The organism is Mesorhizobium sp. M7A.F.Ca.US.006.01.1.1 (assembly GCF_003997935.1).
Lineage (GTDB): Bacteria > Pseudomonadota > Alphaproteobacteria > Rhizobiales > Rhizobiaceae > Mesorhizobium.
Window position 1 is genome coordinate 1 of sequence record NZ_RZQL01000223.1, and the last position, 11458, is coordinate 11458.

At 58.0% G+C, this 11458-nt stretch carries 9 protein-coding genes and 1 pseudogene; 1 reads left to right on the plus strand and 9 read right to left on the minus strand.

Going from position 1 to position 11458, the window contains the following annotated elements; all coding sequences use genetic code 11:
• From EN943_RS28910 to EN943_RS28935, 6 genes are all read right to left on the minus strand, one after another.
• The coding region (locus tag EN943_RS28910; RefSeq protein ID WP_164778432.1) for a sugar ABC transporter ATP-binding protein at nucleotides 1–1167 on the minus strand (1167 nt) is incomplete at its 3' end.
• 4 nt (nucleotides 1168–1171) lie between these two features.
• Nucleotides 1172–2089 carry a strictosidine synthase family protein gene (locus EN943_RS28915; RefSeq protein ID WP_245476010.1) on the minus strand — a complete coding sequence of 306 codons (918 nt, stop codon included), beginning with the start codon at nucleotides 2087–2089 and terminating at the stop codon, nucleotides 1172–1174.
• 166 nt (nucleotides 2090–2255) lie between these two features.
• The gene (locus EN943_RS28920) at nucleotides 2256–4376 is read right to left on the minus strand and encodes an SMP-30/gluconolactonase/LRE family protein (protein ID WP_245476013.1); all 2121 of its coding nucleotides are present in this window, start codon (nucleotides 4374–4376) and stop codon (nucleotides 2256–2258) included.
• Nucleotides 4377–4622: 246 nt separating this feature from the next.
• Nucleotides 4623–5645 (minus strand): sugar ABC transporter substrate-binding protein, encoded by a 1023-nt coding sequence (locus EN943_RS28925; RefSeq protein ID WP_127415584.1) that lies wholly within the window; start codon nucleotides 5643–5645, stop codon nucleotides 4623–4625.
• Between the two features lie 45 nt (nucleotides 5646–5690).
• On the minus strand, nucleotides 5691–6683 hold the full coding sequence (locus EN943_RS28930; RefSeq protein WP_245476011.1) for an ABC transporter permease: 993 nt from the start codon (nucleotides 6681–6683) through the stop codon (nucleotides 5691–5693).
• 68 nt (nucleotides 6684–6751) lie between these two features.
• Nucleotides 6752–8251 carry an aldehyde dehydrogenase gene (locus EN943_RS28935; RefSeq protein WP_245476014.1) on the minus strand — a complete coding sequence of 500 codons (1500 nt, stop codon included), beginning with the start codon at nucleotides 8249–8251 and terminating at the stop codon, nucleotides 6752–6754.
• Nucleotides 8252–8500: 249 nt separating this feature from the next.
• Between EN943_RS28935 and EN943_RS28940 the strand changes: the two genes are divergently transcribed.
• Nucleotides 8501–9115 carry an XRE family transcriptional regulator gene (locus tag EN943_RS28940; protein WP_023816625.1) on the plus strand — a complete coding sequence of 205 codons (615 nt, stop codon included), beginning with the start codon at nucleotides 8501–8503 and terminating at the stop codon, nucleotides 9113–9115.
• A 120-nt stretch (nucleotides 9116–9235) separates the two neighbouring features.
• Here the strand turns inward: EN943_RS28940 and EN943_RS28945 are convergent, their stop codons facing one another.
• From EN943_RS28945 to EN943_RS37790, 3 genes and pseudogenes are all read right to left on the minus strand, one after another.
• Nucleotides 9236–10255, minus strand: coding sequence for an ABC transporter permease (locus tag EN943_RS28945; RefSeq protein ID WP_245476012.1), 1020 nt, complete (start codon nucleotides 10253–10255; stop codon nucleotides 9236–9238).
• Complete coding sequence (locus tag EN943_RS28950) at nucleotides 10242–11222, minus strand: ABC transporter permease (RefSeq protein WP_127415589.1); 981 nt, start codon at nucleotides 11220–11222, stop codon at nucleotides 10242–10244. The genes EN943_RS28945 and EN943_RS28950 overlap by 14 nt, the downstream gene beginning before the upstream one ends.
• An 8-nt stretch (nucleotides 11223–11230) precedes the next feature.
• Nucleotides 11231–11458 (minus strand): annotated as a pseudogene (locus EN943_RS37790) (sugar ABC transporter ATP-binding protein); the annotation flags it as partial.

Sequence of the window (11458 nt, forward strand, 5' to 3'; positions counted from 1 at the left end):
GATGTTGAGCCGCTTGACCCAATTATTGCCGTACTTGGTCGCCTCGTCCTCTGAAACGAGAGCCCTCCCCCGGCCAAGCTTTGCCAGCAGGCCGAGATATATGTTCCACGAGATAGATTTCGTTTCGAAAAAACCCTCAAATTTTCGGTCTTCCGTAATGTACGCGATGCCATCCCTTACAGCCGGAGCAGGAACGAGATAGGTCCGTTTCTTGTCATTAAAGACGATCTCGCCGCCGTGGAACATATCACGCTTGATGACACCGGCGACGACCTTAAACGTCTCGGTCCGCCCCGAACCGACGAGCCCGAACATTCCGGTTATCTGCCCGGCAAAGACCGACAGCGAATTATTCTTCACCATCGAAGCCATACGAAGGTTCTGAACCGAAAGAACCCGCCGGCCGGCCGGTCGCACGAAGCTCTTCTTGTTCCCATAGAGGGTTTGCGAAATGTCGCGACCAATCATGGCTTTGACGATGCGAGCTTGATCGAAGTTTTTCGTGAGATCGGTCACGATGTGCTTGGCGTCGCGCAGCACCGTGATCCGGTCTGAGATCATCAGTGCCTCCTCCAGGGCGTGGCTGATGAAGATGATCGATATGCCGCGGGTCTTGAGCACCGAAACAAGGTGGAAGAAGTGCTGTTTCTCCTCCGGTGTGAGCGTCGCCGTGGGCTCGTCGAAAATAATAACCTTGGCCTTCTGCAGAACCGCTCTCGCGATCTCAACCATCTGCTTCTTAGCCGCACCCAGCAGGCTGACGACCATGGCCGGCTCGACGTCGAACTGCAGCGACTGTAGGAACTGCTGCGCCTCGATATTGATGCCGCGCATACGGTTGAAATAGCGCTCATTGCCGAGAAACAGGTTCTGGGCAACCGTCATGGTCGGTACCAGACTTGTCTCCTGAAAGACCATCGCCACGCCGAGCTTATTGGCCTCGTTTGGAGATTTTGGTGTAACCTCGTTGCCATCGAGGAACATCTTGCCTGACGTCAGTTGCACCACACCTGCCATTACCTTGGTCAGAGTGGACTTGCCCGCGCCGTTCTCACCCAGGATCGCATGAACCTCTCCGCGCAGCAGCTGATAGTCGATCTCGTCGATCGCCTTGACTGAGCCGTACTTCTTCGTGGCGGCCCGAAGTTCCAGTACCGTGTCGGACATGGTGTCAAATTCCTCCCTGGGAAGGGACTCTCATTTTCAGAACTCTGCCGCTTCCCTTCGACAGGACGAAAAGGAAGCCGTCGCATTCCGCCGTGGCCACCACGCCATGGTTTCGCCCGCCGAGGCGGCTGTGAAACGAATACTGCGGCAGTCCCGCAGCCGAGAGCTTGATGACGAGTCCGTAGGATCGCGGCGGCGCCCACGGCTTCAACACGCCGCGCATTTTCACGCCCGCGCCCTGCAGCGGCTCTAGGAACGTGCGGCCTGAACTCAGCGCCGGCGCAATCCAATATTTCGGGTCGACTTCCGCAACCATCCTCTTGCGATAGGTCGGTTCGCGCAGCACGAATTCGATCAACTGGGTGCGACCTGCGAACACCGACAGCCAGGCCCCACCGTCGGAGGCAGGCGACAGCCGGCAAGGATAGCCCGGCAGATGGTCGACGACGATGAATGTCGCCCGCCCCTTATCGTCAAGTTTGACGACACGATGCTTCCAACTTTCGGAGAACCAGATGGTCCCGCCAGACGCCAGAACCCCAAACGCGTAGGACAGTCCGCTTGCAAGCACCTTGGCGCCGCCGTCGACCGGATTCAACAGAGCAACCCGGCCCGTGTGCCCCTTCGTCATCACATCATGGCTCCATTGCCGATATGGATACTCGGCCGAGCCGTCCGAGACCGCGACCGATCCATCCTCGCGCACGCCTACTCCATTGACGGCATTGAAAGGCTTGCCGTCCACGGATTTCCAGCTTCGCCCATCGAACGGGCCGCCCAAAATGCGGACTTCCTTGCCGTCCAGCGCGACGGCGAGACCACCATGAGGCATGCAGGCCAAGGCCGTGATGGGCCTATCGAGCGTGGCCATCACTTTCCATTTGCCGTTTACTTGAGAGAGGATGCGCTGGCCATCGGCCAAATAAATTGTCTTGCCGTCGGAAGCGAGATCCTCGGGCGCTTCGAACTCATCCAGGATTGAAGCATCTTCGAGCAGGCTGTTCGGCTTCAGCGCACCATCGAAGATTGGAATGGTGATCGCGGCTTCGCCGCGACCCCTGATGTTGTCACTGACCCTACGGAGAAGCTCAAGCATCACGTTTTCCCCACCTGAAGTCGTATTGAACGTAGTTCGGATCCGCAGCCTTCAGCTTGAACTGTCCGATCCGATTATTCGTCAGGCCGCCGAGATAGAGGTGCCCACGATGCTCGCGCATCGACGTGATCATCGGATGGTTCACCGCGTGAAGGTCCCAGAACGTTTCCAGGATTTCACCCTTGTCGTTGAACTTGAGCACACATCCAGTGTTCAGGTTTGGATAGAGCCACTCGTCCTGGGGCACGCGTTTGGCCATGCGCCGACGGAACCCCGGCATCTGCCAGGCGAGATCGAGCGCCGGGCTACGCATGCCAACCAATGACATCCAATAATTGCCGTCGGAAGCTCGGTTGATGTTGTCGGGATAGCCCGGAAGGTTGTGAAGCACCATTTCCAACTTGCCTTTCTTCGGGCCGTCGAACCAGTAGCGCTTGACCGTGCACCCCCAGGATTCGGCGAAAAGGAAGGACTGATTATCCGATCCAATGCAGACGCCGTTCGGAAAGATGAGATGGTCGAGGACAGTATGAGTCTTATTGGTGTTGGGGTCGTAGCAGATGATACGGCCGTTTCCCCGCGCCTCAAGCGCGTCGATCGGCCAATCATGGATCTCGAAACGCTTCGTCGCTTCCGAGAAGAAAACGCGTCCGTCGTCGGCAATATCGAGGTCGTCCGCCAGACGCAGCCGGCTATCGTCATTCACGGAGGTATAACTACGGTTCGTCTCGTCGGTTGCCTTCTCCACCTTGCCTGACGGCGTGACGCGATAGAGGCCCATGCCGCCGACACAGACATAGAGATTGTCGTGGCGGTCGAAGGCCATGCCGAGAGGCTGGCCGCCGATATGCGCGAAGATTTCCATCTTTTTGTAGTCTGGCGGAACGAACCGGACGATGTCGCCGAGACGCGAGCCGCCATAGAGATAATTGTTCCGGTCGAGGATCACGTCCTCCGCACCCTCGACCTGTCCGAGACCAATCACGTTGACATCGCTCAGCTTGTCGTTGAGACCCCAGACTCCGCCGTCCTTTGGGTCGGTGGAAATCAATGGCCCCATGAAATGATATGCAGGGCTGACATAGATCTTGCTGACGATTCGGTGCTTGTTTTTCAGCCACCTGATGTCAATGGCTGCTGCGCCGAGCAAGATCGTCGCAAGCGCGATGCGGTTGATGCCGCCCACGAAGCCCATATTGGTCGCGCCGTTGATCAAGATCAGGACGATCAGCGTGCCGACCGTGGCCTTCGTGACGCTACCCTTGCCGCCGCCCAAGCTGATACCGCCGATCACTGCCGCGGTGAGCGCTGTGATCTCCAAACCGACGCCGATGTCGCCCCCCGCGGATCCCAGGCGAGATGCGTAAAAAAGCGCTCCGATGGCGGTGAGCCCGCCTGAGCCAAGATAGGTCAAGGTGACCGTTCGGCGAACGTTGATGCCGCTGTTGTATGCAGAGCGGCGGGCACCGCCGATCGCATTAATGTGCCAACCCGGACGCAGTCGTGTGAGAAAGATGTGGCCATAGATAGCGACTGCGGCAAACACCCAGGCGACCAAGGGAAAACCTAGGAACGCGGCCTCGGAAAGTAGCTCCCACGCCCGTGAATCCGGGAGGCTTCCAGCGATCTCCAACGCATGATCAAGGATCAGCATGTCGTAGGTGGCGCGATATATGATCAGGGTTATCAGCGTAGTCAAAAACGCTCTAAGCCGGAAATATCCGATCAGGATGCCGTTCACGAGGCCAAGGAGACAGCCACAAGCGACCGTAGCCAGGACAACGACTGCAAATGGAGCCGCGACGACGCCAATTAGGTACAGCGCTACAAAATTGCAGAGCGCGAAGATCGATCCAACAGAAAGGTCGATACCCCCGACGATCATGACGAGAGTCAGACCAAGAACCACGAAGCCGATCTCGGCAGCTTGCTGCAGTGTGTCGGATATGCCGCCAAGGGTCATGAAATCCGGGGTCAGAAACGACATGGCGACGGTAATGGCGATCAGCAGCAATACCGGGATTGCAGTCTCCATCCACCGCTTTGCCAGGATTTCACCCAGGACGTGGTCGGGCCAGTACCGATATCGGAACTGGACAATCTTCTGAGACAATGTTGGTTCGCGCCAGCGCGAGCCATCAACATAGGCTGGCTCGGTTTTCGCAACAGTTTCGCTTTGAGTACCGTGAGGTTTCACAGAATTGTCCCCGGCGAGAAAAAATATCAAGGACCGATCATACGGCCGAAGAGGCTCTCGGCAGGTTGGGTTGCGCCGGCCGCAGCCGACGCAACCCGGTCCTGGGAGGACCTGCTGCGCATCATGGACATTGAAGCGGCAGCGATGCCTGGCGCCTGCGCGTCAGGACTTTCCAAGCCGCCAGCACATACCCGGCTCGGCCGCATTCTGGGGCGTGATCACTTTGAGGGTCGTGTAGATGGAACCCTTGGAGTCGCCCGATGTGGCTGCGGCCTGGAGAAGCCACTTCGCCACTCCGGCCATGGTCATCGCCTGGGCAGGCACGTCATAGCTGAAGTCCACGTCGAAAGTCCCGTCCGCGACCTTGTCACATGCGCCTCTCTGTTCGCCACCGCCCGAAGTCGCCAGGAAAACCTGATCCTTCATACCGGCTTCGACGACAGCGGCACCGGTGCCGATATCCATCCCGTCCCAGAAGCCCACGATTCCGCATAGGTCGGGGTTCTGGCGTAGCACTGTCTGGGTAATACCTTTCGCTTTCGCCGCATCCCAGTCGGCCGCCTGGCTCGAGACGACCTTGATCTGAGGGTTGTCTTTGAGCACATTCTGCACGCCGGTCAGCGTAAAGGCGCTTGAGGCCGAAGATGTCGGGCCCTGCACGATCGAGATCTTGCCGGACTTACCCTTGCAAGCCTCCACCACGGCGGAGGTCGCGCGCTCGCCGACCTCAACCCAGTCGGCTCCGACATACACCGTCGACTGGTAGACGGAGCGCATATTGACCTGAACGACTTTGATGCCTTCCGCCTCCGCCTTTTTCAAAAGCTTCGCGTAGGTTTGCAGGTCGGCATTCTGCACGATGAGCACATCGGGCTTCGCCGCGATTAGGGTTGTCAGCGCTTGGGCTCCAGCATTGGAGTTCCAGTTTGGATCGCGGACAATCAGCTCGATCCCGTAAGGCTCAAGTTCCCGCTTCAAACCCTCCTGCCAACCAAGGGCCAAATCGAAACTCAGGGCGATCGGAAGAAATGCGACCTTCTTTCCCTTCAACTTCTCCAAATATTGCGCCCGTAGCGGATCGTCCAACCCATCCGCATGGCTGATGGACAAAGTCGCCTGGAAGCTTATTGCCGCCATCGCAGTGAAACACGTTGCTGACAGCCAGTTTCTGAATGCGTATTTCATGTCATCCTCCCTTGTTAAAATAACGGCGGCCAAATAGGCCCGTCCCTAAACGTCGCCTTGCTGAGCGGTCTCCTCGTTCCGTGGATTGATTTTCGTGTCGACGAGAAGAGCGATCAGAAGAACGATGCCCTTGATGATGTTCTGCGCAGAGTACGAGATATTCAGGATCGTCATGCCGTTGATCAGGGTGCCGATGAAGACCGTACCCAGGATCACGTTAGGAACGCCGCCGCGCCCACCGCTCAGGCCGATACCACCCAGAACGACGACCAGGATCACGTCGTAGATCAGCGTCGAATTATAGATTCGCGTCGGCATGCTGCTGATCGACGCCGCCATGACGATGCCGCCAAAAGCCGCGATCAGACCGGCCAGCACATATTGGAAGACGATTGTCGGTCGCGTCGGAATGCCGGCGGTTCGTGCCGCATGGGGATTGTCGCCTATGGCGTATATGAAGTTGCCGACCTTAGTCTTCTTCAGGAAGATGGCGATTCCAATTACCGCCAAAGCGAACATAAATACCGGTTTGGGCACACCCAATAAATCACCCCGGCCTAGCCAAGCGATGACATCAAGCTCCGGGCTCCACTGCACGACGTCGAGCGTGAAGAACGCCGACTGGCCCAATCCCGCCAGGAATATGCCCGCGCCGAGCGTCGTATAGAGCGAAGGAACCTCGGCATACGCCACGAACCATCCGACGATAAGCGAGAATAGGATCACGAGCCCAAGCGCTGCCAGGAATGCCATCGGCACCGAGTGCCCATCCTGGACCAACTGAAGGACAAGGCCGGGCGGCACCGCCAGCATGGAGACCGTCGAGAGATCGATACCGCGGCCGATAACTATGATCGCCATCGAAAGCCCGAGAATGCCCAAGATCGAAACGTTCTGAAGCAGTGCTATCAAATTGAGCTTTGTCAAGAAGCCATGTAGAAGAACCGAAAACGTCATAAACATAATAATGAATATGACAACAACGATCCAGAATTGGCTGAACTTCATACCTTTCAGCCTCATGACTGCTGCTGTCATTGACGTCATCCTCCCTCAATATTTTTTGGCAAGCACTTGTACCTGTCGCCACTTACCCAGCAGGACGTCTAGCCCTCGGTATTCACAACACTTGGCAAACGCATCACGAACGGTGAGGGGACGCCGCGCTTCGTATTGATGAACACGCTTTTAGCTTCGAGATATTCCCGTATGGCCTCCTTGCCATTCTCGCGTCCGATGCCAGAATTCTTGAACCCGCCGAAGGGGGCAAGATAGCTGACGACGCGATAGGCGTTTACCCAGACGGTTCCTGCCCGCAACTTCGCCGGCATGTTGATTGCCCGTTCTAGGCTCTGGGTCCATATGCCGGCGGCGAGGCCGTATAGCGTGTCGTTCGCGATTTGGATGGCTTCTTCGTCGGTCTTAAAGCGAATTACCGACAGAATCGGCCCGAAGACCTCCTCCTGGGCGATGCGCATGCTGTTTTTTACTTCAGTGAAGATCGTTGGTTTGACGAACAGACCGTTGCCGAGCCCTTCAACGCGTTCGCCACCCAGTACGCATTTGGCGCCCTCGCCCTTGGCGATGTCGATATAGGCGAGAACCTTTTCAAACTGAGGTCGAGTGGCGATCGGGCCGACATCGGTGTCGTCGGACATCGGGTCGCCAAGCCTGGCGCTACCGGCGAAAGCAACAAGCTTCTCCACGAAGGCGTCGTGGATGCTGTCGTGGACCAGTAGGCGCGAGCCTGCCATGCAGGTTTGACCAGCCGCGGCGAAAATGCCGGCCACCGCGCCCTTGACCGCATCGTCGAGGTCAGCGTCGTCGAAGACGATATTTGGCGACTTGCCACCAAGCTCCAGAGAGATCCGCTTAAAGGATTTTGCAGCCGCCTGGTAGACGGCACGCCCGCCTCCTTCGCCGCCCGTGAAGGCGATCCGTTCTACCAGAGGATGATTGACCAGCGCCTCCCCGATTTCGTTGCCCATGCCGGTGACGACATTGATGACGCCTGCAGGAAAACCAGCTTGCTCGAAGAGCTCGGCCAGATAGAGCATCGACGCCGAGGAATATTCTGACGGCTTGACCACAACAGTGTTGCCAGCGGCAAGTGCGGGAGCAAGCTTCCATACGGTGAGCACGAGTGGCGAGTTCCACGGCGAGATTGCAGCGACCACTCCGATTGGCTCATAGCGGATGTAGTGCATCATCTCGGGCCGCTCGGGTGGCGTCACGGCGCCTTCCACCTTGTCGGCCAAGCCGCCATAATAATAGAACCACTCCGGAAGGTAGCGCATCTGGCCGAGCATCTCGGCGAGCAGCTTCCCGTTGTCGCGAACCTCCAGCTCCCCGAGCCTCTCCGCGTTTGCAGCGACGAGGTCACCGAGCCTATAGAGTAGACGCCCGCGTTGGGTGGGCGTCATCTCCGCCCACGCTCCTGTTGTGAAGGCGCGATGCGCAGCGCGAACCGCCTGATCGACGTCATGCGCCGTGCCGCGCGGCACCCGAGACCATACCAGCCCGGTATATGGATCAATGCTGTCGAAATAGTCGCCACCCGCCGGCGGTGTTGACTGCCCATCCACGTAAAGGGCGAGCGTCTCTATTTTTTCGCTGCGAACATACACGGGTAGCCATCTCCCCTTGACACCTTCGTCTTCCATAGCAGAAAATTTATCCGATGGAAGAGAAATCTTTTATCGGAGATTTATGTCTTCCTTAGAAGATGGTACCGATTTTGACTGACGGATAGGCAGGCTGCATCAGAGGCCAGATTTGTCACAGCGAGCAAATGTGACATCTGCGACTTCAGTGCGTAGAGTGACGCCAAGTGATTTGGACTGGAAAATTAGAGAATGAAATCACCAGCAGCATCCCGAGGCGCCGGACAGGACGCTGTCAGCCGCGCGTTCGGCGACCGTGTCCGCACGATACGCGAGCAGGCAAATCTCACCCTTGAGCAGTTCTCAAAGCTGTCCGGCGTAAGCAGGGCAATGCTTTCGAAGGTCGAGAGAGGCGAGAAGAGTCCAACGATCGGTGTTGCAAAACGTATTGCTCACGCTTTGGGCGCGTCGTTTTCAGCTCTGCTTGGCGACGAACCTGCTTCGCGTCGGGCCTTTGCCTTGGTCACGAAGGACCAAAGACAGGTATTCCGGGATCCGGAAACGGGATTCGAGCGTTTTCTGCTGTCTCCGATCATGGCCGGCATGACCGTCGAAGTCGTCCTTCATCACTTGCCTGCCGACACGTCGACGGGCCGATTGCCGCCATACCCGTCGGCAACCGGCAAGCATGTCGTGGCGTCGCGGGGACGCGTAGTCGTGGGCACGCCAGAGAACGAGACTGTTCTTGAGGAGGGCGACGCGCTCTACTTCGAGGCCGACGTCGAGCATTGGTTCGAAAACCGGACTCACGAGCCAGCGGAATACTACCTGATCATTTCGGCGCCCGCCCCGAACCGGCTCTCTTGAGCGGGTAGGTTCTTAGACCCAACTTAAGGCATGCGTGCCAGTGGCATTGCTTGGCCAGCCAATATCGATTGAGGGCTGGCAAGAGAGGGAATTCCGGGGCCTGCCTGTCCCCTCACAGCGTCAGATCTGCATCCTGATTGGCGGGGTCCGCGCATAGACCGCAACCATCGGTACGATCATGAGCCCGAAGGCGACTTGTTGAGCGGCGAAACTGAACCCAAGGCCAACGAGCAGCGATGTTAGAACCTGCAGCACCAGAACCCCAATGACGGTCTGCGTGGGGCCTCCCGCTCCTCCGAGCAAGGACGTTCCGCCCAGAACCACTGCCGCGATGGTTGTAAACAGGTAAGGATCGCCAACACCGACAAATCCACCTCCAGAAAAGCCGAGAAGTAGGACGCCGGTGCCCGCCGCCAGGGCGCCGGAGAGGCAATATGCATAAATCCAGTAGCGGAAGGCCGAGTAAGAAAGCCGCGCTGCGGCGATGCGATTTCCCCCGACCGCGTAGAAACCGCGCCCGATCCGGCTTCGCTTCATCAAGAAAGCTACAACGGCGGTCGCACCGATCCAGATAAGTACCACCGGGGCAATCGGCAGGCCAAACGATGTGCCGTTGGCTGCTGAGATGTGACTAAGGAGGTCAGGAACCGCTCCCATGACATTTCCCCCATAAGCGTTGCCGATGCTGGTTGCGACCTGGGAAAGGCCGACGAGTGCAAATCCCACACCAAGCGAAACGATGAGTGCCTGATTTTGCAGACGGAAGCTTAGGAGTGCATTCAGCAATCCGACCGCGGCACCAGCCACGACGATGAGGATCACGGCAAGCACCGGAGACAAACCGGCACCCAGAAGAGCAGCAAGGCCGACGTTCGCGGAGCCAATGATGAAGGGTATCGACAAATCCAATCCACCTAACAGCGCGACGAAAGTCTGCCCCATCGCCGCGAGCCCGAGAAAGGCCGCCAGGAGCAGGATTGATCTAATGTTCGATTCCGAGAAGAAACCTGGCACGAGCACCGCGCCTAAAGCGCACAACGCCGATAGCATGACGACGCCAAGCACAACGCCCTTGAGCTCAGGGTTAGCCAAATAGCGGAGGAGCGCGGCGAATGACGATGGCCGTTCAGACGAGTTCACCGGTAGCTCCCTTCAAGGTCTTGGGCCGGAACCGGATCAGCGTGGCAAGCAAAGTGAGCACGAGGGCCATGCCGTAGACGGCTTGGGTGATGAAGCCTGACATCGCTCCGAAACTGAAGGCGGACAAAAGGTTGGAGATGAGAAACATGGCTATCGCGCCAAGCCCGCTACCAAGGGCACTGCCTCTTCCCCCCGATAGCGCAGTACCGCCCAGCACGAGCGCCGTGATAGCCTGCAAAGTGATCCGGTTACCTTGGGTCGGATCGCCAGATCCAATGACGGCTGTCTCGCAAATCGCAGCCATCGCGGCGAATATCCCGCCGATCATGTAGGCAGCGAGCCGTACCCCGCCGGTGCCAATGCCGCAACTATAGGCGGTCTTTTCGTCCGCGCCCAACAACTGAATGTTCAGGAACAACGCCGTGGAACGCAAAATTATCCAGCCTAGGGCCGAGAGGACGAGAACCAGCAGAACCGGCGAGAATATGTCGGTCCCGAATCCCCAGTCACCTAGCCATCCGGGTGCGTTTCCCGAGGGTCGGGGCAGGATGACGAGATTGAGTCCGGCCAGCACCATATAACCGGCTAGCATGACGATGATGGGGCTCACCCTGACGAAGGTGATCACAGTCGCAAGTATTGCATACCATGCAATCGCGGCGAGAGTGGCGTAGCCGAAGACAAAGACCGGGCTGCCCAGGCCATGTGGCTCCAGCCAAGTGACGATCGTCACATTGATGAAACCGATGAGTGGGCCCACAGAAAGGTCGACGCCGCCGCGGCCCGCCATCACGATCGGCGTAATCGCAATCGAGGCGAGGATAAGCGGCGCCGCAACGAGTATGGCCCCGGCTATTCCATCGACGGTGAACAGGTGCGGGGTGAATAGGACAGAGAGACCCACCAGTAGCCCGACGAGCCCTGTGGGCATCGCCAGATTGGTCTTTACAAGCCAACGATCCAGCATATCGATCACTACGCGGCCTCCTCGGTGGTTGTCTCAGCGTTGCTATTTCGGCTCCCAAACATGGCGTACAGCAGGGTCTCCTCGCTGACGTTCCGCGAAGGCAGGCTTTCGGAAAGACTTGACTTCGCAAACACATCCACACGCGTCGCGAAGCCGAACAACTCTTCAATTTCAGTGGTTAAATAGATAACTGCCCCGCCACCATCCGCAAACGTCGAGAGCTGCCGGTACAATTC

What these genes read in the sequence shown, in the direction of transcription:
- EN943_RS28925 (WP_127415584.1), bottom strand. Translation starts at nt 5,645, where the DNA reads ATGAAATACGCATTCAGAAACTGGCTGTCAGCAACGTGTTTCACTGCG.
- EN943_RS28930 (WP_245476011.1), bottom strand. Translation starts at nt 6,683, where the DNA reads ATGACAGCAGCAGTCATGAGGCTGAAAGGTATGAAGTTCAGCCAATTC.
- EN943_RS28940 (WP_023816625.1), top strand. Translation starts at nt 8,501, where the DNA reads ATGAAATCACCAGCAGCATCCCGAGGCGCCGGACAGGACGCTGTCAGC.
- EN943_RS28950 (WP_127415589.1), bottom strand. Translation starts at nt 11,222, where the DNA reads ATGCTGGATCGTTGGCTTGTAAAGACCAATCTGGCGATGCCCACAGGG.